Consider the following 25,942-nt stretch of genomic DNA (forward strand, 5'->3'; position numbering starts at 1 on the left):
TTTGTCGATAGGTAGCAGTTAAAAAGCAACTAAGTGATCATGCTGCTGGGTTTGCTGCAACTGCCGATAGAACGCTCTTAATCCAAGCGCTTGCTCGCGCCATTGCCAACAGACATTGGCGTTGAAAGCGTTGACTTCGGCAATTTCAGCAATCGAAACGCTGGCGGGTTCTCGGTCAAACCCGGCGGGAGCTCCGGCAGGCCCGCCGGCAAATGATGCGTTGTAGTGGCGCACGAAGCCAACGTTAACGCCGAAATTAGCGGCATCTTTTCAAAGTTTCTGGCACTGTCCCATGTTGTCGTGACTTGGGGCAAATAAGTTTTATTCAAAAAAGGCTGAGTTTTTATCCGATGGTGAATCATCCAGATATAGGTTAAATACGAATTATTAAAAATGGGTAGCCAGCATGTCACCGATTAATCCAAGCCAAAATACTCAACCTTCGTTAGCTTCATATTTTCCTCAAATAGATTCATCTTTTTCGAATAAACGAGCACGACCTGATTCAATGCATGAGGCTTATGATGCAGAGATGCAATCTGTCACACAAACTAGCATAGGCTTAGTAAGTATCCCAGTGAGTGGTTCGAATCACCAGGTTGAAGTGCATTACCATGGAACAGGTTTAGATCTCACGCTTCTAGAAACTCTAATACGTCAGCAAAACTTCGCCTTGCAACCTAATACTGTCCCCCTAGCTAATTTGGGTGAGAGCATTGAAACGATGCGACAGAATTATTTATCGGTTCTACAGGTTGACGAAACGATAAGAGATGCACTGAGTCTTTATGTTGGACCTGAAGGTAAGGCGGTGGGCAGCGTAGAATCGGGTGAGCGTTTTGATTTAAGACACAAGCTCAATGCGTTTTTAGAATCAGATAAGAAAGTCTTTTTACTGCTAGGAGAGGCTGGTTCAGGAAAATCGACGTTTAATCGCTATTTAGCACGCCAGCTATGGGCAAACTATGAACTGGCTGATAAAAAAGAGGATGAGCGTATTCCAGTATTCATCCAGCTCACGACACTAAAAGATCCGAATGAAAACCTGCTCACTGAATATTTTACTGAGGAAGGTTTTTCAAAAGAGCAAATCCAACAGCTACGGCAAAGCCGGCGGTTTATCTTTATTCTGGATGGCTATGACGAGATTAAGCATCGTCAACGGGTTTTTTATACGGATAACAAGCTCGATAAGTGGGATGCTAAAGTGATAATCAGTAGCCGCCCAGAATATTTAGGGCCAAGTTATCAAAGCAAGTTTTATCCGTCCGGTCAAGCGAGAGTATTTGAAGAATGTGAGCTAGCCCAATTTTCTAAGGCTGCAATTAGAGGCTATATAGAAAGCCATGTCAGACATGCAAAATCCAAATGGAATGTGGAGCAGTATCAAAGCGCTTTATCGCATCCAGACTTACAGGCGCTGATAGGCAATCCATTTTTACTTAAGGTTGTGCTAGAGGTGTTGCCTTCGTTGGGCTCAAAAGAAGGCTCTTCTAATCGGAATTCCTATACTCGAGGCGCACTCTATGAGCAGTTTGCGAAAAACTGGTTTGGACGCTCGCAGAGTCGGTTACAAGGGATTCAGTTAACTAGAGAAGAGCAAAAAACCTTTAACCGTTTAGCCGAAGAAGATTTTGTTGAGCATGGGATTCATTTTAGCCAAGAGTTTGCGCTTGCGTTGTATAAAAAACAGGTTTTGGTTGCGACGTATTCGACAGGGCAAGCCAGCGAAGGGCAAGAGTGGGGCCATTTTTTAAGCAATGATGACGAAAAGACACGGCTCTTACGCTTTAATGCGCCTTTATCGAGGAAAGGAAACCAATACCGGTTTATCCATAAATCCCTGCGAGATTATTTTGTGGCGAGAGCGTTGTGGGAAGAGCTGGGAAGTGGTGCTAAGAGTCATGAAGTAGAGCTATCTAAGAAACTGGGTGTGATAAGAAATGTACGTCCAGTATGGGAAAGTCTAGGCGAAGGATTTGAGTTTGAGTCATCTGTGCAATTCAACGCACTGAATGTAGTAGAAGACCCAGCAGTGCAGAGTTTTTTAGTAGAGCGAGTGCAAGAGGATAGAGTTTTACTGAAGGCTCTTTTAGCGTGGGTGAAAGTGTCTAAGAGCCGAGAGGATGTTAAAAGAGGCGCGTCGAATGCACTGACGGTCTTAGTGAAAGCGGGAGTTCAGTTTAATGGATGTGATTTAAGAGGAATCCAGGTACCTGGATCTGATCTGAGTAATGGAGTATTTGATTCAGCGCAGTTGCAAGGGTCGGATTTGAGTGGAGCAAATCTTCGTGCGATCTGGCTGCGTGAGGCGAATTTAAACGGCTCGCAGATGTCAGGAGTGCAGTTTGGAGAATGGCCTTATCTGAAAGAAGAGGGCGTGGTGAATTCGTGCGCGTATTCGCCCGATGGGAAAATATGCGCGATGGGTCTTGGTAACGGTACGATCCGTGTGTATGCGACGTCGAATTGGGAAAAAATCCACACCTTACGTGGACATACTTTCTCTGTTAGGGGCGTGGTGTATTCGCCGAGCTTGCGCGGGCATACGAATAGTGTTCTGAGCGTAGCGTATTCGCCGAGCGGTTTGCAGCTCGCCTCGGGCAGTTATGACTGTACGGTACGTCTGTGGGACGCGGAAAGCGGCGCCCTTAGTCACACCTTAGCAGGACATACCTCCAATGTTACTAGCGTGGCGTATTCGCCGAGCGGTTTGCAGCTCGCCTCGGGCAGTTATGACTGTACGGTACGTCTGTGGGACGCGGAAAGCGGCGCCCTTAGTCACACCTTAGAAGGACATACCAACCGGGTTAATAGCGTGGCGTATTCACCGAGCGGAATGCAGGTCGCCTCGGGGAGTCATGACCAGACGGTACGTCTGTGGGACGTGGAAAGTGGCGCCCTTGCTCACACCTTAGCAGGACATACCTCCAATGTTATTAGCGTGGCGTATTCGCCGAGCGGTTTGCAGCTCGCCTCGGGGAGTTATGACAAGACGGTACGTCTGTGGGACGCGGAAAGCGGCGCCCTTAGTCACACCTTAGAAGGACATACAAACTGGGTTAATAGCGTGGCGTATTCACCGAGCGGAACGCAGGTCGCCTCGGGGAGTCATGACCGGACGGTACGTCTGTGGGACGCGGAAAGTGGCGCCCTTGCTCACACCTTAGCAGGACATACCTCCCATGTTTATAGCGTGGCGTATTCGCCGAGCGGTTCTCAGATCGCCTCGGGCAGTTGGGGCGGTACGATGCATCTGTGGGAGGCGCAAATCGGTGCCCTTGGTCACACCTTACGTGGACATACAGAAGCTGTTAGTAGCGTGACGTATTCGCCGAGCGGAATGCAGCTCGCCTCGGGGAGTTATGATAAGACGGTACGTCTGTGGGAGGCGCAAAGCGGAGCCCTTGTGCACACCTTACGCGGACATACCTCCTATGTTAATAGCGTGGTGTATTCGCCGAGCGGAACGCAGGTCGCCTCGGGGAGTGATGACAATACGGTTCATCTGTGGGACGCTCAAAGCGGCGCCCTTGGTCACACCTTACGTGGACATACAGAAGCTGTTAGTAGCGTGACGTATTCGCCGAGCGGAATGCAGCTCGCCTCTGGCAGTGGTGACAAGATGGTACGTCTGTGGGAGGCGCAAAGCGGAACCCTTGTGCACACCTTACGCGGACATACCTCCTATGTTAATAGCGTGGTGTATTCGCCGAGCGGAACGCAGGTCGCCTCGGGCAGTTATGACTGTACGGTACGTCTGTGGGAGGCGCAAAGCGGAATCCTTGTGCACACCTTACGCGGACATACCCTCGGTGTTATTAGTGTGGTGTATTCGCCGAGCGGAATGCAGTTCGCCTCGGGCAGTGCTGACAATACAGTGCGTCTGTGGGAGGTGCAAAGCGGAACCCTTGTGCACACCTTAAAAGGACATACCGACTTTGTTAGTAGCGTGGTGTATTCGCCGAGAGGATCTGAGCTTGCCTCGGGGAGTTCTGACAAGACCATACGTGTGTGGGAAGTGTATTCGGGTGCTTGTCTAAAGGTGATTCAAGAGTTTACAGGGGAGGTCAATAGCGTAGCGTGGAAATGGAGGCATAACGAGGCCTATTTATTGAGTGGGAGTGCTGATAATTCATTGCGTGCGTGGGAGTTGAAAAAGGATGGAGGAGAGTATAAGGCGATGCTGTGCTGGAGTACGTGGCATGGAGTACTGATGGTGAGGGACACATTATTGGAAGGAGTAGTAGGGTTAAGCGAAATGAATAAGAAACTGTTAAAACAGAGAGGAGCTGCGTTAGCGTAAAGTCTATAAGTGCGCAGTTATATGCGTATGTATTTGCATCTTTACGGTATGTGTACAGTTGTAAATTTCACTTAATTGCGAGAGGGGCTATGGCATAGCGTTGTATGTATGCTGTAGTTGCTTATAAAACGCTTGAGCGTGTCAGAAACTAATGAGATGGTCCCCCCACTGTCTAAACTGTTTAAGTTAGTGGGGAATTTTACGGAGGCCATCAATGGATAAGGTAACGCTAATAGGAATCGATTTAGGTAAGACATCCTTTCATCTTCATGGACAAGACAAAGCAGGAAGGATGATGTTTCGCAAGAAAGTGACGCGCAAGCAATTGCTGACGTTTTTCAGCAACTTTCATTAAATCACAGTGGTCATGGAAGCGTGCGCTGGAGCCCACCATATGGCTCGCAAGCTGAAGGAATTCGGGCATCAGGTTAAACTCATTTCTCCGCAATTTGTGCGCCCATTCGTCAAGAGCAACAAGAATGACTTTGCAGATGCCGAAGCGATTTGTGAAGCGGCCTCAAGGCCTTCAATGAGATTTGTGACGCCAAAGACAGAATCGCAACTCGCATTATCTGCTCTGCACCGAGTACGCGAAGCGTTGATTAAGGATAGAACTAGCACAATCAATCAGATTCATGGTTTTCTGCTCGAATTTGGTGTGAGTTTGCCGGTTGGACACGCGGTTATTAAGCGTTTGCCTGCCCTATTAGCTGAACACCCACTGCCACCCCGGTTAGTGGCCATGCTAGAACGGTTGCACGCGCACTATAAGTATCTCGCTGAACAAGTAAGCGATATCGAGAAGGAATTGCACACGCAATTGGCCGATGACGAGATTGCCCAGCGGCTCATGACCATTCCAGGTATTGGCCCGATTACAGCGAGCGTGCTTGCGGCAGATATGGGCGATGGGAAACAATATGGTTGTAGCCGAGATTTTGCCGCATCTATCGGGCTTGTGCCGCGCCAATATAGTACGGGCGGTAGAGCCAACTTGCTGGGGATTAGTAAACGTGGCGATAAAAATATCCGCCGGCTCCTTGTGCAATGTGCTCGTTCCATTATGAAAAACGCTGATAAACGTGTCGATCAGCTTAGCCTCTGGATACAAATCATGCTGACACGACGACACTCGAATGTCGTCGCCTGTGCACTCGCCAATAAGCTGGCAAGAATCGCATGGGCAGTTGTTGCTCGCCATAAAGTGTTTGAAGAAAAGGCTTTTGTCATGCCTGCTTAAGCATGTTTTTTTAACAATTTATTAACACCCACCCACTGGTTTTGCGAACGCTGAAATTTGATGACGTAAACGGCACAGAGGCCCGGTGAAGAACCTGTTCACACAATAAGTCACTAAGACTGAGAAATTTTTTAGGATCACTGGGCGCGGCTCTCATCGTGGAGCAGGGAGATTTCTCCCTACAATGACTCCGAATAGATTTAGGCAAGCCACCACAGCATCAAAAATCAGTCTTGCAAAAAACGGGGGGACCATAGATTTGTGTGCAGAGGAATTCATCTGATAATAGAAGTAATAAAAAAGGAATCCTATGACAAAGTTAGACGAAGGACTATTAGATAAAATCTTAGAAGGAGTAGATCCGTCGAATCCGCAATCGCTATTTACAGAGGCCGGGTTATTTGGTCAGCTAAAAAAAGCATTAGCAGAGAGAATGCTGCAAGCGGAATTAGACCATCATCTTGCTCAAGAGCGGAATGCGGGAGAAATAAAAAGTAACTATAAGAATGGGAGTAGCAAGAAGACAGTATTAGCGTCTCAGGACAAGATAGAGTTGAATATACCTCGAGATCGGGAGGGGAATTTTGATCCACAATTGATAGCGAAGCACCAAAGACGCTTACCTGGGTTCGATGATAAGGTGATTTCCCTGTACGCAAGGGGTTTACCGGTAAGAGAGATCCAAGGGCATCTGACGGAACTTTATGGTCTAGAAGTCTCGCCAGACCTAATCTCAAAGGTGACCTCAAGCGTAATGGATGAGGTGACTGAATGGCAGAATCGTCCGTTGGAGTCCGTGTATCCGTTGGTATTTTTTGATGCACTGCGAGTGAAGATACGGGATGAAGGCAGCGTAAAGAATAAAGCGGTTTACCTGGCGCTAGGTGTAAGACCCGATGGCCTGAAAGAAATTTTAGGCATCTGGGTAGAGCAGACTGAAGGGGCAAAATTCTGGCTTAGGGTGATGACAGAACTCAAAAATCGGGGCGTGACGGATATCTTGATTGCTGTAATAGATGGGCTCAAGGGGTTTCCAGAAGCGATCACAGCCGCTTTCCCGCAAACGCAAATTCAGACCTGTATTGTCCATTTAATACGGAATAGCTTGGAGTTTGTGAGCTGGAAAGACCGCAAAGCGGTGGCGGCAGAATTGAAAACGATTTATCGAGCCACGACCGAAGAGGAAGCGGCTCAAGCGCTTGAAGCCTTTGCCAATGGCCCATGGGGCCTCAAATATCCGCCCATTGCTTCAATTTGGCAACGTCATTGGCAAGAAGTTATTACGTTTTTTGCCTACCCCCTGGAGGTTCGTAAAATCATCTATACAACGAATGCCATTGAAAGTCTGCATATGCGCGTGCGTAAGGTGATTAAAAATCGAGGCCATTTCCCTAACGACCAAGCCGCTATTAAATTAATTTATTTAGCCTTGCGCAATATCTCTAAGGAGTGGAAAATGCCTCCGATTATATGGCGAGCAGCTAAAATTCAATTTGCCATCTTATTTGGCGACCGATTTACTGTTTCTTTAGCATGAGACTGTAATTTCTTGGTGAGGCTTCATCGCACACAAAAATAATGACAGGCTCAAACGCTTTTAATCCAAGAGCCTGTTGTCAACAGCGATTTAAAACTGATACACCCCACTGTACTGACTACGCTTTTTACATCTGCTCCCGGATGACAGGATGAATTAACCCAGCCTGGCGTTGATGCTTGAGCCTGTAGCTTTCACCCGCGATTGGCACAACATGCGCGTGATGTAGCAACCGATCCAGCAATGCTGCTGTGAGCGTTGTATCCTGTGCAAATGTCGTATCCCATTGGCCAAAGGGTAAATTGCTTGTCACGATGACACTACTTTTCTCGTACAACGTGGCAATCACCTGGAAGAACAGGTTGGCTTGCTCCCGGTTCATTGGCACATAGCCCACCTCATCAATAATCATTAAACGGTAAGCTTTGATTGCCCGATGCAAAGTCGCCTTCATATTATTTTGGCGATAGGCGGTTGTCAGCAGTAGCATGAGATCTGCAGCCGTCGTAAAACGGGTTTTAATACCGGCTTGTGCAGCTCGATAGCCCAATGCAATGGCCAAATGGGTCTTGCCAACGCCACTGGGGCCCACCAACACGATGTTCTCAGTGCGCGGCACAAATCCTAATCCTGCCAATTCTTCTATCTGGGCCTTTTTGACTCCCTTGGCAAAGTTGTAATTAAAATCCTCAAGCGTCTTAATGGCTGGGAAGCCTGCCATCTTAGTCAGCGTGTTTTGTTGCCTAACTTTACGTCCAGCCATTTCCGTCTTAAGCAGCTCCTCCAAGAAATCGCTGTAGGCAACTTCCTGCTTGGCGGCGTTTTGTACCGCAGCGCCATAGCCCTGGGCCACGAATGGCAGATTCAACGCACCACATAGGTTGGTAATCCTTTCATACTGTAAATTCATGCAGCAACTCCCTGCTCAACCTGTTGTAGTAAGCGCTCATACACGCTCAACGCATGCTGCTCAGGCACATTCTGAGCGAGCTGCTCTATCACCGCTGCGGGTCGCTTAACACTTTGCGGGATAACTTTTTTACCTTGTGGCCGGGCTGCCGCGATCTCTCCTCGCCATGGTGTGGGGAGCGCTTGCAAGTATGGACGTTCTTCTTCAAGACGTTCTCTAGGTTTGACTTGGGTTGTACCGTGAATACGTTCATGCGCAACCTCTTCAAGCCAGTGCCTGACTTCAATATTGGCCGTTAGCACATCCAACTTCAATCCCGCCTGGCTGAGTTGGCTGACCAATGGGATATAAAACGAGCGCCGTAAATAACCATTGAAGCGTTCTACCTTGCCCTTGGTTTTTGCACGGTATGGCCGACATAGCCTGATGACAAATCCGCTATGCTTGGCGTAATCTAAAAATGCAGCATGGTAGCGATGTTCGCCCTCACCATAAGTGTATTAGTTCCGACTTGATCGTACAGTAAGGCCTTGCCAAATGGTGGGGTTATCCGGTTTGATAGAGGTGCGAATCTTTATTAAACCAGCGCGTAAGCGCGTAGGAATAACCCCATGTATAGTGTTCATCAAAATATCATTAAACACAAGGTCGGCTTGCTCAATTTGGCAACAGAACTTGGTAACGTGTCTCGCGCCTGTAAGGTGATGGGATTTTCCCGCGATACATTTTATCGGTATCAAACGGCGGTAGAAACAGGCGGAGTGGATGCTCTGATCGATGCCAATCGTAGAAAGCCCAACCTTAGAAATTGTGTTGAAGAAGCCACCGAAATAGCGGTAGCTGACTTTGCTTTGGAACAACCTGCTTTTGGCCAAGTCCGAGTCTCCAACGAACTACGTAAGCGGGGTATTTTTGTTTCCCCATCGGGAGTACGGTCAGTTTGGCTACGGCGCGATTTAGAGTCATTTAAAAAGCGCCTTTCAGCGCTGGAGAAACACATTGCTGCAACAGGTGCGTATTTCAGCCTATCGTGACCGTCCATTTCAGAAGCGTGACCGGTCATTTCAGATTTATCGTGACCGCTGATTTCAGAATTTTCGTGACCGATTTTAGGTAAGATTTTTGAAATCGGAAAGCTAGAAATGATCGGCGATTTGATAAGCCTATAGGCAGGCGAAGGTAATTTGAACAACCCGGTATCGTGTGCGCTTTTTAGGTATGCGATGCCAAGTCGACGAATTACCATGCGCAAAGTTAAAGAAGTATTAAGGCTGCGGTATGAATGCCGCTTGTCGCTAGAGGCGATAGCCCGGGTCCTATCGCTCTCTAAAGGTGTTGTCGCCAAGTACATTAAGCTTGCTAGCCAAGCGGGTTTGGCCTGGGAAGAGGCGCAAGCGCTAGACGAAACAGCGCTGTCATCCAGACTGAAGCCCCCATCTGAGGCCTCTGTGGTGCGTGCGTCTCAGTTCATGCCGCCGGATTATGCTTGGATTCATCAAGAACTCAAACGCAAAGGCGTCACGCTGCAACTGCTGTGGGAGGAGTATTGCGCGCAATGTCCGGGTCGGCCCTACAGCTATACAAGCTTGTGCGTACATTACCGCGCTTGGGCCAAGACACTCAAGCGCTCGATGCGTCAGGTTCATCGAGCTGGCGAGAAGCTATTTGTCGATTACGCAGGCCAGACGATTGCAGTGTCTAACCCGCATACTGGTGAAATCCGTCAAGCCCAACTGTTTGTAGCAGTACTTGGCGCCTCTAACTATACATTTGCCATAGCCACGGGGACTCAAACTGCAGCGGACTGGATTAACGCACACATCCAAGCACTCATCTATATCGGAGGCTGCCCTGAGCTGATCGTTTGTGACAATGCCCGAGCCTTGATTGCTCACCCTGATCGGTATGAGCCTCAGGTGGGGCGCCTGTATGCTGAGTTTGCTGCCCATTATGGTTGCGCCGTACTTCCTGCACGACCTTATAAGCCGCAGGACAAAGGCAAAGTAGAGGTCGGCGTGCAAATCGCTGAACGCTGGATTCTCGCACGCTTGCGTAACCGGCGTTTCTTCAGTTTGCCCGAATTAAACCATGCAATCGCGACTTTGCTGATCGATCTCAACGCCCGGCCATTTAAGAAGTTGCCTGGCAATCGTATCCAAGCGTTCGAGGCAATCGACCGTCCGGTACTGCGGCCGCTGCCGTTACAGCCATTTGAACTCGCGCACTGGAAAAAAGCGAGAGTGTCAATTGATTACCATATTGAAGTTGATCGTCATTATTACAGCGTGCCTCACCAATGGGTGGGCCATGAGGTCGAAGTGCGTATCACGGCGGGCATCATTGAATGCTTCCATCAAGGCAAGAGGGTGGCCTCTCACCCTAACGTAGCCAGTCACCTGATACCCAGCGTGAACAATCATCACACGACCTTGGCCGAGCACATGCCTAAATCACACCAAGCTCACCGGCAATGGTCGCCCGGACGATTGTTGAATTGGGGCGAATCGATCGGAGAGGCCACCCATCAGATCGTGCAACATCTCTTGGACTCTAAGCCTCATCCTGAAATGGGCTATCGCTCCTGCCTAGGCTTAATGCAGTTGTCGCGCACCTACGGAAAAGAACGCTTAGAAGCAGCGTGCGCCCGCGCCGCCGCCTTACGTGCCATGACCTATAAAAGCGTCTCCAACATCCTTAAATCCGGCTTGGACCGTATCGAGTCATCGCCACCGGTTACACCCGCCGCCCAAACCGAACCTCGCTTCACCACGCATGACAACGTGCGTGGACCGCGCTACTACCACTAATACCCTCACTCACCTCAAAGGAAATTCATGTTAAATCAGCACACCCTCAACCAACTGAAGGCTCTCAAGCTCGATGGCATGGCCATCGCATTGAGCGAGCAATTTGCTTTGCGCGCGACCGATGATTTATCGTTTGAAGAGCGTTTCGGTATGTTGGTGGACCGCGAATGCTCGCATCGTGACAACCGTCGCATCGCGCGCTTACTCAAGCAAGCACGCCTAAAAGTGTCCTCGGCTTGCTTGGAAGATATCGACTACCGTACTGGGCGAGGCTTGGAAAGGCGGCAAATCGCCAGCTTCGCATCTTGTGATTGGATCCGGCGCGCACAAAGCATCTTACTCACCGGTCCCACTGGCGTCGGCAAAACCTGGCTGGCTTGTGCATTGGGGCAACAGGCGTGTCGCTGTGGCTTCTCGGTGCTGTATGTGCGTATACCCCGGCTATTTGAAGAGCTGCGTATTGCCCATGGTGACGGCAGTTTTACTCGCAAATTGCAGGCTATCGCTAAAACCGATTTGCTCATATTGGACGATTGGGGCCTACACCCACTCAACCAGGACCAACGCGCTGATCTATTAGAAATCATTGATGACCGGGTCTCCTCGCGCTCAACCCTGATTACCAGTCAATTACCGATTGAGCATTGGCATGAATATTTGAACGATCCGACTCTCGCTGATGCCATCCTCGATCGCATTGTGCATCAGAGCCACAAGCTTAAGCTCAAAGGCGAATCGTTGCGCAAACAGGAAGTTCGTTCCGAGTACGCGGCACCGTCACAACGATCAGACCTACAGCCTTCACTTTAGCCATGGCGCTTATCGCATCCTCTTTAGGGCAAACGTTTCTGTGTGCCTAAATTTACTCTTATGGCTACTGCGTAACCTACTAGGATCAAAAAATGACAGTCAATAACACGGCTCAACGTCAACGAACATATCGAGATCGCCACCTCCGTGAGGGTCTAGCCAAGCGGCTCAACATCATTATTGAGCCCGATTCAAAATGGACGCTCGAGCTATTGGCTAAATGTTACGGTGTCACGCAACGAACCATCATTGAGAAACTACTGCTTCAGACTGAGATAGAGGTGATCAGAAGAATCAGGCGAGAGCAGGCAGACGACGGTATCGTAAAAAGTCGTGTGAGTGACTATTATGGCGGACGACTGCGCCTCAAATCAGAGCTTTTTACACTCTCGCTCAATTCGGAATCTCAACCTATTTCCGTTACTGCGTAACGCATTCTTGATACTAAAAAGCAAAGTATGAGGTCTGTGATTGAGCAAAAAAATAGAGAGTGTTCATTCGAATTTGATACTCATCGTGACCGATTTATGTACAATCTAAACTCCTTCGCTTGCCCGAATTTATCGGTCACGATAATTCTGAAAGGACCGGTCACGATCGCTGAAATACGCACAACAGGTCGTGTTCTGACTGAAGCACAGGTTGTTGCGCTCGAAAAAAAGCAGGAAGACGACGTAGCGCACGGTGAGATCGAAACAGCTCATCCTGGTTATCTTGGCAGCCAGGATACATTTTATGTTGGCACGATCAAGGGTGTAGGCCGAATCTACCAGCAAACCTTCGTGGATACCTACTCGAAGTGGGCGGCAGCTAAGCTTTACACAACCAAAACGCCCATTACTGCAGCAGATCTTTTGAACGATCGAGTGTTACCGTTCTTAGAAGAGCAGGAAATGGGGCTGGTCCGCATACTGACCGACCGGGGTACTGAGTATTGTGGCAGGCCGGAAACCCATGATTACCAGCTCTATTTGGCCCTCAATGACATTGAGCACACTAAGACCAAGGTTCGACATCCGAAGACGAATGGAATTTGCGAGCGATTTCATAAAACTATCCTGCAAGAGTTTTATCAGGTCACATTCCGCCGTAAAATCTATTCTTCAATCGAACAACTGCAAAATGATCTCGAAGATTGGCTGGCGTATTACAACAACGATCGTACACATCAAGGAAAAATGTGCTGCGGTCGAACACCGATTCAAACATTAATTGACGGAAAGGAGGCTTGGCGAGATAAAATCTCAATACTGAACAACTGAATTTGACCTGACAACTGCTCTCGTCAAACCGGGTAACTGTCAGATCAGATCGCGACTAATACACCATAAGCATCCCGCTCGATCACTACAGTCTTCATGTTGTCGTACAGGACCTGCTTCACCACTCCACCCAATGCTTCAAATGCATTCTGGTGGCATCTAATCAGCGTCTCGATCTTCATATCGCTTACAAACTCGACATAACTCGCTCGGCTGTATCCCAGTGTTGCGCAAAAAGCATAGAGCGGATCCTTCACTTTACGAAACTCGACCCAGTCCACCTGCATTTGATCTCCAGCCATCGTCTCATATCTAATCACGGGCTCCTCTGTTTGACTCGGCTTTAAGCTCCGGAGAAATCCTCTGAGTTGGCTCATCCCTCCCATATAGCCTCTTGCTTTTATCTCCCGATACAATACCGTTGCGGGTATCCATAACGGCTTGGCCGACTCCTGCCGCAATCGAAGGTAGCTCTCATACACCGCTAGCTTGCGCTCTCGCTTCACCTGACGCTCATATCTCGGCTTCTCCGAAACCTCTAAATGGCGCCGCACTGTATTCACCGAACAGCCCACTTCCTTAGCGATCTCACGCAAACTCTTGCCATGCCTTCTTAACACCTTTATTTCCACATACGCCTCTTGGCTTATCAACGCAGCACCAATAAATGCCACTAGCTTCTCAAATCGGCGTATCAATTTTCAAGCGCTGATGTGTATCAGTTTATATCCGCTGCTGACATCAAGCAGCACCTTAGCTTTAAGGCACATTTGCATGCTTGGATAGAAGCCTCTAAAGATCCTGATGCCGCTGTGACGGTGGGTGCTGCGAATGCGGTCACGATATTGGTCAGAGCAGGTGCGCAGTTTAATAGAGCGGATTTGAGGGGAATTCGGATACCTGGAGCAGACTTGAGTTGTGGAGTATTTGATTCAGCGCAATTGCAAGGGTCGGATTTAAGCGGTGTGAAGTTTCGCACAAGCTGGCTACGCCAGGCGAATTTAAGTGGCGCGCAGATGTCGGGGGTGCAGTTTGGTGAATGGGCGTATCTGGAAGAGGAGAGTGGAGTGTACTCGTGTGCCTATTCTCCGGATGGGAAAACCTGTGCGATGGGCCTTGAGAGTGGCGAGATTCGCGTATATGACACGTCAAGCTGGACAAAAATCCACACCTTGAAGGGCCATACCGACCCTGTTAAGAGCGTGGTGTATTCGCCGAGCGGAGAGCAGATTGCCTCGGGCAGTTGGGATAGTACGGTACGACTGTGGGATGTGAAAAGCGGGTCGCCCGGCGTCACCTTGAAGGGCCATACCGACTTTGTTAGGAGCGTGGTGTATTCGCCGAGCGGCTTGCAGATCGCATCGGGTAGTTATGACAATACGGTCCGTCTGTGGGATGTGAAAAGCGGGTCGCCCGGCGCCACCTTGAAGGGTCATACTGGGCCAGTTAATAGTGTGGTGTATTCGCCGAGCAAAGAGCAGATTGCCTTGGGCAGTTGGGATGGTACGATACGACTGGGGGAGGTTATCTCGGGTGCGTGTCTCAGAGAGATTCAGATGTTGAGTGGTTCAGTTTATAGTGTAGCTTGGACAGTGTTGGATGGAGAGCAGTATTTGGTGACAGGTAGCGTTGATCATTCGGTGCGGCAATGGGAGATTCTCAAAGAGCCAGAAGTTTATGATTTGAAACTGAGCTGGAGTTCGGGGCATGAAAGGTTAAATGTAAAAGATATGTTGCTTAAAGGAGTAGAGGGTTTAAGCGAGATAAATCAAAAGCTATTAACTCAGAGAGGCGCTTTGTTGGCGTAGGGTGTATAGGCGCGTAAGCGCTTGTTTGTAATGAGTGGAGCTATCTGTTGACAGAGTTTTAATATCTCCGTCCGAAGCGTTTTGAGGCTCGTTGGTAGAGTTTAAATTGCCGATAGAAAAATAGGTCGGAGCGGGTTCTCGGTTGAATTCGGGAGGCTCGGTAATAGCGAGATCGTTTTCAGAGTTTATGATACTGCCCATGGCCTATGCTGTCGTAACTTTAGGCAAGGGGGTTTTATTCAATGAAAGTTGAATTTTTATCCGATATTGGATAATTCAGATATATGTTAAATACGAATTATTAAAAAGGGGTAGTAGCTAGTATGTCGTCGATTAATCCAGGTCAACGCACTCTCCCTTCTCTGGCTTCATATTTCCCTCAGATCACTTCGGCTTTCTCTAATACGCAAGAAAAAACCGATGACTCAAGTGAAAGTAAAGTGCAAATCGGTAATGGTTTCATAAATAATTTAACCATTGGCAATAACAATACAGCGAATAACCATATACATTTAGCGGCGGCAGATTCGAAGTTGATAGAAACCCTGATGTTGCAACATATTTTTGCCTTGCAACCTAATATTAAGCCGTTGGTCAACTTAAATTCGGCTATTGAGGCGTTGCAGAAAAGGTATTTAAAAGGACTACAGGAAGACAACGAAGTTAAAGATGCATTGTCGAACTACGTGGAGCCGGAAGGGATGGAGCTTCACGATTCAACCCGCTTCGATTTAAAAAGCAAGGTTCAAGATTTTTTGAACTCCAACAAAAAAGTCTTACTCCTACTAGGTGAAGCGGGTTCAGGTAAGTCGACTTTTAACCGAGATCTCGCGGTGAGCTTGTGGGAAGCCTATATCCAAGGCGGTAAGTCAGGTAATATGCCAATTCCGGTATTTATAGGATTATCGAGCTTGTCGGGGCCAGACCGGAATCTAGTGAGTGCTTTTTTTGAGAAGCAAGGGTTTTCGAAAGAGCAGATCAAAGAGTTACAAAGTAAACATCGATTTGTATTAATTTTAGATGGATTTGACGAGATCGAGCATCGTCAGCAGGTATTTTATAAAGATAATGAGTTAGATGACTGGAAAGGCTCGAAAATTATAATCAGTAGTCGCCCAGAATATTTAGGACCAAACTATCAATACAAATTTCATCCGTCAGGCGAGCGTATCGCGTTACAGGAATATCGGTTAGCGCCGTTTTCGGATGAAACGATAAAGCGGTATATTGATCGGTATAGTGAAAAGCATCCACATGCTTTGTGGAGTACCGAGAAATATAAAAAAGAGTTGGAAGAGCCGAGCTTAAAAGAGTTGGTGAGTAATCCATTTTTGCTAAAAATAACCTTAAGCGTGTTGCCTGAATTGAGCCAGAAACGCCAAGCAGAGAATCATCGCTTTACACGAATTACAATTTATGATCAGTTTGTAAAAAGCTGGTTTGACCGTTCGCAACAGAGGTTAGATCAGATACTTGAGCTTAATTCAAAAGAAAGAGATGAGTTTAAAAAAATCGAGCGAGGAGGCTTTGCTAATTTCGGAGTGGAATTTAGCCAAGAGCTAGCCTTGGAAATGTACCAAGCTGGAGAAGTGATAACGCATTATAAGGCTAGTATTTATGCGAAATGGAAAAAAAATAATGTGGTTACAGGGGGAGATTGGCGCAGACGCTTATTAAGCGATGAGGAAACTAGCACAGTGCTGATGCGCTTAAATTCGCCATTAATCTGCCAGGACCGATCAAATGATTTGGGCAAAGAGTATCGGTTTATCCATAAGTCCTTGCGAGATTATTTTGTGGCGCGAGCGGTGTGGGAAGAGTTGAGAGGGGGCGTTAAGAGTGATGGTGTAGAACTACCCAAGAAACTAGGTGTGATAAGAAATGTACGTCCGTTATGGGAAGGCTTAGGAGATGGATTTGAATTTGAGCCATCGGCGCGATTCAACGAATTGAATGTAGTAGAAGATCCGGCGGTACAGAGTTTTTTAGTAGAGCGCGTGCAAGAGGATAGAGAATTTCTGAATGTACTTTTATCGTGGGTGAAAGCGTCGAAGAGCCGAGGGGACGTAAAAAGAGGTGCGTCGAATGCATTGACGGTATTGGTGAAAGCGGGATTGCAGTTTAATGGATGTGATTTAAGAGGGATTCAGGTACCTGGATCGGATTTGAGTTATGGAGTATTTGATTCAGTGCAGTTGCAAGGGTCGGATTTGAGTAATGCCAATCTTAGAGCGAGTTGGCTGCGTCAGGCGAATTTAAGCGGAGCACGGATGGCAGGAGTGCAGTTTGGCGAATGGGCTTATCTCAAGGCAGAGCGCCTGGTGAAATTTTGCGCGTATTCGCCCGATGGAGAAAGCTGCGCGTTGGGTCTTAGTAACGGTAAGATCAGTGTGTATGGGACTTCGGATTGGGAAAAAAGCCACACCTTGAATGGCCATGCCGACTTTCTTACTAGCGTGGTGTATTCGCCGAGCGGCAAGCAGATCGCCTCGGGGAGTTCGGACAGGACGGTGCGGCTGTGGGACGCGGAAAGTGGCGCCTGTGGACACGTCTTAAAAGGACATACCGCCTCTGTTACTAGCGTGGTGTATTCGCCGAGCGGCTCGCAGATTGCCTCGATTGGTGAGGCAATATTTGATGAGCATATGGTGCGGCTGTGGGACGCGCAGAGCGGCGCGGCGGTGCACACCTTACGCGGACATAAAAACTCTGTTTTTAGCGTGGTGTATTCGCCGAGCGGCGCGCAGATCGCCTCGGGCAGTTGTGACCGTACGGTACGTCTGTGGGACGCGGAAAGCGGCGCGGCGGTGCGCACCTTAGCGGGCCATACCGGCTATGTTATGAGTCTGGTGTATTCGCCGAGCGGAGGGCAGCTCGCATCGTGTAGTAATGACAAGACGGTACGACTATGGGACGCGGAAAGCGGCGCGGCGGTGCGCACCTTAGAAGGCCATACCGACCCTGTTACTGGCGTGGTGTATTCGCCGAGCGGGTTGCAGATCGCCTCGGTCGGTTTGGACTGGACGGTGCGGCTATGGGACACGCAAAGCGGCGCGGCGGTGCATACCTTAGAAGGCCATACCGCCTCTATTACTAGCGTGGTGTATTCGCCGAGCGGAGAGCAGATCGTCTCGGGCAGTAATGACTGGACGGTGCGGCTGTGGGACACGCAAAGCGGCGCGGCGGTGCGCACCTTAGAAGGCCATACCGACTCTGTTACTAGCGTGGTGTATTCGCCGAGCGGAGAGCAGATCGTCTCGGGCAGTAATGACTGGACGGTGCGGCTGTGGGACGCGCACAGCGTTGCGGCGGGGCACATCTTAGACGGCCATACTCGAGATGTTACTAGCGTGGTGTATTCGCCGAGCGGAGAGCAGATCGTCTCGGGCAGTAAGGACTTGATGGTGCGGCTGTGGGATGCGGAAAGCGGCGCGGCAGTGCACACCTTAGGTGGCCATACCCGCGCTATTAGGAGCGTGGTGTATTCGCCGAGCGTAGCGCAGATCGCTTCGGGCAGTGAGGACTGGACAGTTCGTCTGTGGGACGCGAAAAGCGGCGCGGCGGTGCGCACCTTAGAAGGCCATACCGACTCTGTTACTAGCGTGGTGTATTCGCTGAGCAGGCCGCAGCTTGCTTCGGGCAGTTGGGACAAGACGGTGCGGCTGTGGGACGCGGAAAGTGGCGCCCGTGGACACGTCTTAAAAGGACATACCGAGTATGTTAGTAGCGTGGCGTATTCGCCGAGTGGAGCGCAGATTGCTTCGGGCAGTAAGGACAATATGATACGGTTGTGGGACGCGGAAAGTGGCGCCCGTGGACACGTCTTAAAAGGACATACCGACGGTGTTTTGAGCGTGGTGTATTCGCCGAATGGAGAGCAGATCGCTTCGGGCAGTTGGGACAAGACGGTGCGACTGTGGGACGCGCAAAGCGGCACCCGCGTGCATACCTTAGAAGGACATACCCGGACAGTTAATAGCGTGGTGTATTCGCCGAATGGAGAGCAGATCGCCTCGGGCAGTCATGACAATACGGTGCGGCTGTGGGAAGTCGCCTCGGGTAAGTGTCTAAGAGTGATTGAAGGTTTTAGCGGAGGTGTCAATAGTGTAGCCTGGAAAAAGACGTGCGATGGTGCCTATCTGTTGACTGGCAGTGGAGATAATTTAGTTCGGCAGTGGCAGGTTGTAGCAGAGGGAGCTGGATATAATGAGCACCTGAGCTGGATGTCACCGCATGGAGAGCTGAAAGTGAAAGATAGCGTGGTTGATGGAGTGAAAGGGTTAAGTGAAAGGAATATAAAGCTGTTAAAGCAGCGCGGAGCGATAGTTAAATAATTTGGTTGAATAATCTATTATGGAAGAGTCTAGCTCACTCTACCTGTTGGCCGGTAAGGTAGAGTGCTTCTTAATAGAATGATGAAATTTTGGTTTAAGAACAGATAATGAAAAGCAATAGCCAACTGTTATCAGCGAATGAGATGCAGAGAGATGATAAAATTTCATCAAGAGGGTCGGTTGATTTTTTTAATTTAAAAAGCCCCCTGAAATTTATTGGTGCATGTGCTGTAGCTGCCGATAAAATGCTTTTAATCCAAGCGTTTGCTCACGCCATTGCCAGCAGACGCCGGCATTAAATGCATTGACTTTGGCAATTTCAGCAAGCGAAATGCTGGCGGATCTTCGGTCAGGCTCGGTGGCAAGTCCGGTAGGCTCGCCGGCAAAAGCTGCGTTGTAGTGGCGCACGAAGCCAACGTTAACGCCAAAGTGGTTAGTATCAGCTTGATTAACATAGATAGGAACCTCCTTAATGATCGTATCGCCTTTTTCTTTGACGATTTTGATGCGATCACGGTATTGAATTTCAGTTTGTATGACAACTTTGTCAAACAGCGCCCAAAATTTGCCAGTAAACAGCGCCGAAAAATTTCCAGTTAAGGGACTCAATTTGAAGGGATGTTTCGGTGTTTGAAACGGTAAGATTGATTGCCCGTTTCAAGGATGTGGCAATGGTGAGTAATGCGGTCTAAGAGAGCGGTGGTCATTTTTGCGTCGCCGAAGACCTGTACCCATTCGCTAAATGAGAGATTGGTAGTGATGATTAAAGAAGTTTTCTCATAAAGCTGTCCGATAAGCTGGAATAGCAGTGCGCCACTGGAAGCCGGGAAAGGCAAATAGCCAAGTTCGTCAATGATGAGGGCATCAATCTGTATAAGACGTTTGGCTAGGCTGCCTGTTTTACCGAATTGCTTTTCGTGTTCGAGCGCGTTGACCAATTCGACACCGTTGAAGAAACGGACCCGTTTTCCGGCATGAATGGTGGCCACGCCCAGCGCCGTGGCAAGATGAGTTTTGCCCGTTCCACACCCGCCGACTAGGATCAAGTTATGTGCGGCATCGGTGAAGTCGGCCGTGGCGAGTTGCTCGATGACGGCTTGTGACAGAGACGTTTCTTGCCAATTAAAGCTGAGTAAATCTCGATGGATAGGAAAGCGTGCAGCTTTAAGCTGATAGCGTAAACGGCGTAATGCTCGATCTGTTTGCTCAGCGGCGATCAGGTGTTCTATCCAAATTTCAGGGCGATGAATGAGTTTTGGCTTTTCGGCTTGTAACTCGCTCCAGGCCGTGGCCATGCCATGTAGTTGCAATGCGGTGAGAGTGGCGTGAATGTCAGTGGGCATGGGTTTCTCCGAGCAGGTGGTCATAGCGCTGGCAATCTGCTAGGGGTTCTAGCGTTAAAACAATACCATCGGGCCATTCAAGCGAAGTGGGCGGACCCGGGTCGGTCAGTCTGCGCATTTCGTTCATAATGATGGGGGCCGTCACTGTACCGGCTTCTAAAGCACATTCACACGCCACGGTTAAAGCCTCCAGGCCGACTTTCTCAGCCAACAGGAGCAGTTCGACAAAGGCACGATCCCCTTTAGGGCGCTTCAGAAGGTATTTCCGTACCGCTTGAATGGGAAGCGGTAAATCCCACTCAACAAAAGGCACACCATTGCGTAAGGCACCGGGTTTCCTCTCTAGCACAGGCAGATAATGCCAAGGATCGCAGATGAGTTGGTCACGCCCAAAGACTCGCTGGTGAGTCGCAACGACCTGAGCCTGGGCCACCACCTGGATTTGGTTGGCGCTTATATGTACAGACACGGCTTGTCTGGCAAAGCGAACCGGAACGCTATAACGATTTCTTATATGGTCACTCCCCATTTTGCAAGGAGATAATTCAGTGAAGGTTTAGAAAGGGTTGCAGTCTTAATATCCGGCCTTGAGAAGCAGGCTAAAGCCTGCGGGCCCTGATGGAATACGCCAAGAGCTTCCTCATCTATCCATCGCGCTGTGAGCGCTAAAAGTTATTCAGGCTTAAGCTCTTGAGGTTTAACCTGTCTTGCCATCACTTCATGTCTACCTAAGCAACCTACAAGTAAGTTTTGATCCTATTCAAAGAGAGTCAATCAATCTATGCAGGCTTAATGCTCACATAGCCCCGCTTATAAACCCGATCATGAGCAAGTAGCGCCCATGCCGTGCGCGCCATCTTGTTGGCCAGCGCCACCGCAGTCACATTAGTTGGACGGCGTTGACGAAGGGCTTCAATCCATGGACCTTTCTCCCGCGCCTTGAATAAGACCGCTCTAGCCCCATGAATCAACAACGTGCGTAGATAACAATCTCCCCGCTTGCTGATACCCAATAACCAAACTTTCCCGCCGGTACCCTTTTGCCGCGGCACCAGACCAAGAAACGATGCGAACTCTCGTCCAGACATAAAAGTTTTTGGATTGCCCATCGTCGCAACTAAGGCGGTTGCTGTCAGTCTACCAATACCTGGGATTTGAGTTAACACTTGGCACGCCACTTCTTGTTTTTGCCACTGACCTATGCGCTGCTCTAAAGCTTCGATTTCATCGTTGATCCCATCAATACGCTTGAGCTGATCTTGAATCGGTGTCAGCAGCATACCTGGGGTGATTTGCTCCAACTCGGCCATGCGTTCCCGAATTTCCGCCAAGCCTGCTTGACGACCTGTTTTGAAGGTCGCGCCAAATTCATAGAGTAAACCTCGCACCTGATTGACTTGCATCGTGCGAAACTTTACTAGGAGCTGTCGCATCCGGTGCAGTCCTAGCATCGCCTGCTGCTCCTCTGTTTTCGCCGCTACGGTTCGTATCCCAGGCTGCTGCACGGCTGTCCAAATGGCTCGCGCATCGGACGCATCTGTTTTGTTATTCTGGACAAAGGGGCGGATAAATTTTGCATGTAGCAATACCACTTCATGACCTAGACTCGTCAACTTACGGGCCCACCAATGACTACTTCCACAGGCTTCTAGCGCTATGCGACCTGCCGGCCGCTGGGCTAAAAATTCGATCAATTCGTCTCGGCCAAACCGTCGGTTTATTATTTCTCCCGTTTCCACTTCAACCCAGTACAACTGAAACACACGCTTGGCTATATCTAAGCCATAAATTGGTATAGCATTCATTTGGGGACCTCCTGTCTTACAGTGGTAGAAATACTTTTCCACTTTGGCACATAGATGCCGTCCGGATCTGGAGGCTCCCCTCTAAACTGGGTAAACGATGGCGGGATTAGAGTCTTTTTTAAAAACAGAAAATACTGCAAATTAGATAGAAGGCGGTGAAGCTTGTGGGCGAAGGACGACGCGGTGGGCAACCTGTTAGCGTTGTCCACCGCGCCGGCCGGTGCGCGGTGCGCATCGTTCACAAATCCACCACCTTGCATACGCATCATCTTTCCTTAGTGGGTTAGTGTATCCAGTCATTTCTACGAAGTGAGGGGAGCGACCATTCCATCTATCCACGTGCACCAAGCTGGTGTTTGAGACGCGCATCATCTGTTCAACGTAACCCTCAAACGGGGCGATGATTGGACGTAACAAGCGTTGTTCTTCTTGGAAACATTCGTTAATAGTGCGTCCACTATGGCAGGTGATGTTGACCACTTTTCACGGACACCCTTAAACTATCAAAAAGGAGTCTGTAATGCGTAAAAGCAAAGCGCCATATCCATCGGCCTTTCGTCAACAAATCGTAGAGCTTGTGCAAGCAGGTAAGAGCGCTAAAGAGCTATCTAAAGAGTTCGGATGCTGCACTAAAACAATCTTGAGTTGGGTCGCCCAAGCCTCAATAGCTCAAGCCCCTAAATCATCGATCAAGGTGGGCCTAACTACGGCAGAGGGAGAAGAGCTCAGTCGCTTACGGCGTCAAGTACGACAGCTTCAAATGGAGCGCGATATCTTGGCAAAGGCTACGGCCTGGTTTGCCGCAAAAGGCGAGAAGATATCTACCCCCTCTTCGAGCTCATGATGGCGAATCAGGCCGAATTCCCCGTGCAGGTGCTGTGCCGAGTGTTAAAAGTTTCGCGTAGTGCGTATTACGCTTGGAGTCAGCGTAAACCGAGTGCTCGTCAACAAGAAAATACGCAGCTGATAGAAGAGATTCGCATCATTCATGCTGAGTCAGATGCGACGTATGGAATGCCCCGTATTCGAGCTGAGCTGATGGAGCAAGGCTGGGCCGTTAGCCGTCGCCGAGTAGCAAGGCTGATGCGCCTTCAGGGCCTACGTGGCGTGTGCCGTCGTCGCTATCAAGTGACCACTCGGCGTGACTTACGGCAGCCGCCCGCACCTGATCTGGTGAAGCGTCAATTTGTTGCTGATGAGCCGAATCAGCTATGGGTGGCGGATGCTACGTTTGTGCCGACTGGAGCTGGCTTTATCTATCTGGCCATTGTCTTGGATGTGTGGAGTCGACGTGTCGTGGGCTGGGCCATTGGCGAGTCTCTCGTTACAGAGCTGATGCTCGACGCTTTGAATATGGCACTTGAACAACGTCAGCCTGAGAATGTGATTCATCATAGCGACCAGGGCTGTCAATACACCAGTTTTGCCTTTAGCAATCGCTGCAAGGCAGCGGGCGTGAAACTGTCTATGGGCAGCGTTGGTGATGCCTACGACAATGCGATGGCAGAGAGCTTCTTTGCCAGTCTTGAGTGCGAATTGCTGGATCGGCGTAGCTTTAAAAGTAAGTCTGACGCTCGCTTAGCTGTATTTACGTGGATTGAGGCTTGGTATAACCCTAAACGTAGGCATTCCTCTCTTGATTACGTTTCACCGATTCATTTTGAAAGGAAACATTTGCAAAAAAACGACATTCAGCCTGATGACTCTCTATACGAGTCAGGGGGTCTGATACTGGGCACAATGGATTCTGTTTTACCTAGTATTCATGCCGACTTACAAAACAATTTCATCTCTGTTTCCAATTGATTTATGGAAACCCTTTACTGTCCGTGAGAAGGGGGCAACATCAAGGGGGGTTTGCGTTGAGCGAGTTCTCGGCAGCGTATAGCCAGCCAGTCATTGAGTTCGACCAGATTAGAAAAGCGCGCAAGCGGCGTGAATAACCATTCCCGTACATTGCCCACCTGATTCTCAATTTGCCCTTTCTCCCAGCCTGTGGCTGGTGTACAGGCGACTGGCTCGAATCAGTAATGATTGGCTAGAGTCAGAAAACGCCGATTAAATTGACGCTCCTTACCGACTAAAATGGTATCCACCACCGTCTTGAGATTATCGTAGATGATTCGGTTGGGCACGCCACCCAGAAAAGCAAAAGCCTGTCTATGTGCATCGAATACCCTCTCTTGGGTTTCGCGCAGATAGGCTATAACAAAGAGCTGACGGCTATACGCCAGCCGAAAATGGGCCACCTTAACTGTTTGTCCCACGCCCCCTAATTCGACATGCTCATGGCTCCAATCAAATTGGCAAGCATCAGCAGTCTCAAAGACGAGGGGTACAAAAACTTGTGTGACTCGCGGTCCTTGAGCCTTTAGTTTCCAATCCTTAACAAAGCGTTGCACGCTGTCATAAGCGCCCGGGTATCCTATTTCTTGTAACCCTTCAAACAGTCGACGAGCAGTACGACGGCGGCCACGGGGAAACTTGGCTTCCTGTTCTAACCACTGCTCTAGTTGTCCTTCATAAGCACCCAATTGGGGCCGTATCGGTTGTGTTCGATCGTACTTGGGTTCCTTTACCGTCTCAATATGTTTGCGCACTGTCGGACGCGATAGACCCATCTCTCGTGCTATCGCGCTGATGCTCTGCTTTTGTACTTTGTATCGACGTCTTATCTCGTAAATCATTTCCATGTAAAACACTCCAATTTCCCCGGCAAATTCGCCGGATCTTTGCATAAATAGGATGGAAACTTTTGGACGCTGTTTCCTCTAATAAACTGGTAAGTTTTGCACGCTGTTTTACAGTGCAAGGTGATTTAGCTGGGGTAATTGATCGTATTCGTGTGCGCAGAAGAGGATATAAAGTGATTAGTCCGTTTTTAATCTTAAATGAAAATGGCGAGCGTTTGACTGCTGATGCTTTAAGGTTCCGATTCGATGCTGCACGAGAGGCGGCTGGTGTGTCTAAGCAAGATTTTCAATTTCGAGATTTGCGGGCTAAGGCGGGTACTGATAAAGAGGAAAGATATGGTATGGCGGCAGCTAAAGATCAACTGGGACATTCTGACGAAAAGATGACGCAAAGATACGTCCGACACCGTAAAGGGAAACTAGTGACGCCTACGAGGTAGAGCAGAATTGCGGAACAAACGCAATTTTGCGGAACAAATTAATCTCCAAAATTGTTTGCGATGCGTTATACTACGGGCCTTGCCGGCTTAGCTCATCTGGTAGAGCAGTTGATTTGTAATCATCAGGTGGCGGGTTCGAGTCCTGCAGCCGGCACCATAAAATTCTTATAAATCAGGGGATTACGTTTTTAGAAAAAGCGTGTTTTACCCTTGATTTCAAATCAGAATGACAGCATTCCGCCAGCATTGGCTTTGCGTACCTGAACTTATCCCCACAAAAACCATATCTGTCCAATCAACTGTTATGGGTTCACTTGTGCGCAAACCTCTCCAAAACGCGAATTGAATCAAGTTGCGTGTTTGATCGGGCAGCTTTGCTAAAAACGCTTTTTGTTCTTCAATAGTTAAGGGATCAATATTCTCATCACGGAATGCATCTCTTTGGCGATAAATTCCATTTAAATAAAAGGTTTGCTCCGACACTAGACGGTGATATTAGCCGGCACTTAGCTCAGTCGTTAAAACTTTTTTAGGTTAGGCGACATCACACTAAGCATTGGGGTGACCTAGCCTCCACTCGTTAAAACGTTCAAAAATCGTATCTTGATGCGTAAGCCAGTATGAAGCATCAATTAGTAAGCCTCGCT

Annotated in this window: 18 protein-coding genes, 1 tRNA gene and 6 pseudogenes; 13 read left to right on the top strand and 12 right to left on the bottom strand. The window is 48.9% G+C overall.

The window, feature by feature from the left end; genetic code table 11:
* Positions 1–18 precede the first annotated feature (18 nt).
* Positions 19–234 (bottom strand): hypothetical protein, encoded by a 216-nt coding sequence (locus MCB1EB_RS01635; protein WP_045363351.1) that lies wholly within the window; start codon positions 232–234, stop codon positions 19–21.
* A gap of 172 nt (positions 235–406) precedes the next feature.
* Between MCB1EB_RS01635 and MCB1EB_RS01640 the strand changes: the two genes are divergently transcribed.
* From MCB1EB_RS01640 to MCB1EB_RS01650, 3 genes and pseudogenes are all read left to right on the top strand, one after another.
* Positions 407–4,306, top strand: coding sequence for a pentapeptide repeat-containing protein (locus MCB1EB_RS01640; protein WP_126353817.1), 3,900 nt, complete (start codon positions 407–409; stop codon positions 4,304–4,306).
* A gap of 214 nt (positions 4,307–4,520) precedes the next feature.
* Positions 4,521–5,546 (top strand): annotated as a pseudogene (locus MCB1EB_RS01645) (IS110 family RNA-guided transposase).
* Positions 5,547–5,856: 310 nt separating this feature from the next.
* Entirely contained in the window at positions 5,857–7,083 is a 1,227-nt protein-coding gene (locus tag MCB1EB_RS01650) for an IS256 family transposase (protein WP_126353818.1), read from the top strand.
* A gap of 127 nt (positions 7,084–7,210) precedes the next feature.
* Here MCB1EB_RS01650 and istB (MCB1EB_RS01655) read toward each other — a convergent pair whose 3' ends face one another.
* Together istB (MCB1EB_RS01655) and MCB1EB_RS01660 are read right to left on the bottom strand one after the other, a co-directional pair.
* Complete coding sequence (gene istB, locus MCB1EB_RS01655) at positions 7,211–7,993, bottom strand: IS21-like element helper ATPase IstB (RefSeq protein ID WP_126353819.1); 783 nt, start codon at positions 7,991–7,993, stop codon at positions 7,211–7,213.
* A pseudogene (locus MCB1EB_RS01660) lies at positions 7,990–8,484 on the bottom strand (IS21 family transposase); the annotation flags it as partial. The gene istB (MCB1EB_RS01655) and the pseudogene MCB1EB_RS01660, both read right to left, overlap by 4 nt.
* Before the next feature lie 120 nt (positions 8,485–8,604).
* Between MCB1EB_RS01660 and MCB1EB_RS01665 the strand changes: the two are divergent.
* From MCB1EB_RS01665 to MCB1EB_RS01685, 5 genes and pseudogenes are all read left to right on the top strand, one after another.
* Positions 8,605–9,006 (top strand): annotated as a pseudogene (locus tag MCB1EB_RS01665) (helix-turn-helix domain-containing protein); the annotation flags it as partial.
* A 210-nt stretch (positions 9,007–9,216) separates the two neighbouring features.
* Positions 9,217–10,800, top strand: coding sequence for an IS21 family transposase (gene istA, locus MCB1EB_RS01670; protein WP_045366611.1), 1,584 nt, complete (start codon positions 9,217–9,219; stop codon positions 10,798–10,800).
* A gap of 27 nt (positions 10,801–10,827) precedes the next feature.
* Complete coding sequence (istB, locus tag MCB1EB_RS01675) at positions 10,828–11,610, top strand: IS21-like element helper ATPase IstB (protein WP_045366608.1); 783 nt, start codon at positions 10,828–10,830, stop codon at positions 11,608–11,610.
* 92 nt (positions 11,611–11,702) lie between these two features.
* Entirely contained in the window at positions 11,703–12,041 is a 339-nt protein-coding gene (locus MCB1EB_RS01680) for a RepB family protein (RefSeq protein ID WP_052394129.1), read from the top strand.
* Positions 12,042–12,227: 186 nt separating this feature from the next.
* A pseudogene (locus MCB1EB_RS01685) lies at positions 12,228–12,872 on the top strand (integrase core domain-containing protein); the annotation flags it as partial.
* 62 nt (positions 12,873–12,934) lie between these two features.
* Here the strand turns inward: MCB1EB_RS01685 and istA (MCB1EB_RS01690) are convergent.
* Positions 12,935–13,525, bottom strand: a pseudogene (gene istA / locus MCB1EB_RS01690) (IS21 family transposase); the annotation flags it as partial.
* A gap of 60 nt (positions 13,526–13,585) precedes the next feature.
* Between istA (MCB1EB_RS01690) and MCB1EB_RS01695 the strand changes: the two are divergent.
* Positions 13,586–14,680 (top strand): WD40 repeat domain-containing protein, encoded by a 1,095-nt coding sequence (locus MCB1EB_RS01695; protein ID WP_045363349.1) that lies wholly within the window; start codon positions 13,586–13,588, stop codon positions 14,678–14,680.
* Between the two features lie 323 nt (positions 14,681–15,003).
* Complete coding sequence (locus MCB1EB_RS01700) at positions 15,004–19,014, top strand: WD40 domain-containing protein (RefSeq protein ID WP_126353820.1); 4,011 nt, start codon at positions 15,004–15,006, stop codon at positions 19,012–19,014.
* Between the two features lie 213 nt (positions 19,015–19,227).
* On the opposite strand, the gene MCB1EB_RS01705 is transcribed toward MCB1EB_RS01700, so the two are convergent.
* From MCB1EB_RS01705 to MCB1EB_RS01725, 5 genes are all read right to left on the bottom strand, one after another.
* Positions 19,228–19,623: a hypothetical protein gene (locus MCB1EB_RS01705; protein WP_052393845.1), complete on the bottom strand. Its 396-nt coding sequence runs from the start codon at positions 19,621–19,623 to the stop codon at positions 19,228–19,230.
* The gene (gene istB / locus MCB1EB_RS01710) at positions 19,620–20,357 is read right to left on the bottom strand and encodes an IS21-like element helper ATPase IstB (RefSeq protein ID WP_045363345.1); all 738 of its coding nucleotides are present in this window, start codon (positions 20,355–20,357) and stop codon (positions 19,620–19,622) included. Before istB (MCB1EB_RS01710) ends, MCB1EB_RS01705 begins: the two co-directional genes overlap by 4 nt.
* A complete protein-coding gene (locus MCB1EB_RS01715) occupies positions 20,347–20,886 on the bottom strand; it encodes a Mu transposase domain-containing protein (RefSeq protein ID WP_126353821.1) in 540 nt (179 codons plus the stop codon). The genes istB (MCB1EB_RS01710) and MCB1EB_RS01715 overlap by 11 nt, the downstream gene beginning before the upstream one ends.
* 250 nt (positions 20,887–21,136) lie before the next feature.
* Positions 21,137–22,162, bottom strand: coding sequence for an IS110 family RNA-guided transposase (locus MCB1EB_RS01720; RefSeq protein WP_045363343.1), 1,026 nt, complete (start codon positions 22,160–22,162; stop codon positions 21,137–21,139).
* A gap of 195 nt (positions 22,163–22,357) precedes the next feature.
* A complete protein-coding gene (locus tag MCB1EB_RS01725) occupies positions 22,358–22,642 on the bottom strand; it encodes a hypothetical protein (protein ID WP_126353822.1) in 285 nt (94 codons plus the stop codon).
* Positions 22,643–22,682: 40 nt separating this feature from the next.
* Here MCB1EB_RS01725 and MCB1EB_RS01730 point away from each other — a divergent pair.
* Positions 22,683–23,833 (top strand): annotated as a pseudogene (locus MCB1EB_RS01730) (IS3 family transposase); the annotation flags it as partial.
* Between the two features lie 149 nt (positions 23,834–23,982).
* On the opposite strand, the gene MCB1EB_RS11945 reads toward MCB1EB_RS01730, so the two are convergent.
* Both MCB1EB_RS11945 and istA (MCB1EB_RS01735) read right to left on the bottom strand, forming a co-directional pair.
* Entirely contained in the window at positions 23,983–24,126 is a 144-nt protein-coding gene (locus tag MCB1EB_RS11945) for a hypothetical protein (RefSeq protein WP_161566160.1), read from the bottom strand.
* Between the two features lie 60 nt (positions 24,127–24,186).
* Positions 24,187–24,855 (bottom strand): IS21 family transposase, encoded by a 669-nt coding sequence (gene istA, locus MCB1EB_RS01735; protein WP_161566161.1) that lies wholly within the window; start codon positions 24,853–24,855, stop codon positions 24,187–24,189.
* A gap of 173 nt (positions 24,856–25,028) precedes the next feature.
* Here istA (MCB1EB_RS01735) and MCB1EB_RS01740 point away from each other — a divergent pair, with 173 nt between their 5' ends.
* Together MCB1EB_RS01740 and MCB1EB_RS01745 are read left to right on the top strand one after the other, a co-directional pair.
* Complete coding sequence (locus tag MCB1EB_RS01740; RefSeq protein ID WP_232034134.1) at positions 25,029–25,295, top strand: tyrosine-type recombinase/integrase; 267 nt, start codon at positions 25,029–25,031, stop codon at positions 25,293–25,295.
* Between the two features lie 81 nt (positions 25,296–25,376).
* Positions 25,377–25,452 (top strand) — tRNA-Thr (locus MCB1EB_RS01745).
* A 59-nt stretch (positions 25,453–25,511) separates the two neighbouring features.
* Here MCB1EB_RS01745 and MCB1EB_RS11895 read toward each other — a convergent pair.
* Complete coding sequence (locus MCB1EB_RS11895; protein ID WP_045363339.1) at positions 25,512–25,778, bottom strand: hypothetical protein; 267 nt, start codon at positions 25,776–25,778, stop codon at positions 25,512–25,514.
* Positions 25,779–25,942: the final 164 nt, after the last annotated feature.

Origin of the sequence: Mycoavidus cysteinexigens, from assembly GCF_003966915.1 — a bacterium.
GTDB lineage: Bacteria > Pseudomonadota > Gammaproteobacteria > Burkholderiales > Burkholderiaceae > Mycoavidus > Mycoavidus cysteinexigens.

Bases quoted from the DNA above. Each gene is read 5' to 3' on its own strand.
- MCB1EB_RS01680 (WP_052394129.1), top strand. From the start codon at position 11,703: ATGACAGTCAATAACACGGCTCAACGTCAACGAACATATCGAGATCGC.
- istB (WP_045366608.1), top strand. From the start codon at position 10,828: ATGTTAAATCAGCACACCCTCAACCAACTGAAGGCTCTCAAGCTCGAT.
- istB (WP_045363345.1), bottom strand. From the start codon at position 20,357: ATGCCCACTGACATTCACGCCACTCTCACCGCATTGCAACTACATGGC.
- istA (WP_045366611.1), top strand. From the start codon at position 9,217: ATGCCAAGTCGACGAATTACCATGCGCAAAGTTAAAGAAGTATTAAGG.
- MCB1EB_RS01640 (WP_126353817.1), top strand. From the start codon at position 407: ATGTCACCGATTAATCCAAGCCAAAATACTCAACCTTCGTTAGCTTCA.
- istB (WP_126353819.1), bottom strand. From the start codon at position 7,993: ATGAATTTACAGTATGAAAGGATTACCAACCTATGTGGTGCGTTGAAT.
- istA (WP_161566161.1), bottom strand. From the start codon at position 24,855: ATGGAAATGATTTACGAGATAAGACGTCGATACAAAGTACAAAAGCAG.
- MCB1EB_RS01720 (WP_045363343.1), bottom strand. From the start codon at position 22,162: ATGAATGCTATACCAATTTATGGCTTAGATATAGCCAAGCGTGTGTTT.
- MCB1EB_RS01650 (WP_126353818.1), top strand. From the start codon at position 5,857: ATGACAAAGTTAGACGAAGGACTATTAGATAAAATCTTAGAAGGAGTA.
- MCB1EB_RS01700 (WP_126353820.1), top strand. From the start codon at position 15,004: ATGTCGTCGATTAATCCAGGTCAACGCACTCTCCCTTCTCTGGCTTCA.
- MCB1EB_RS01715 (WP_126353821.1), bottom strand. From the start codon at position 20,886: ATGGGGAGTGACCATATAAGAAATCGTTATAGCGTTCCGGTTCGCTTT.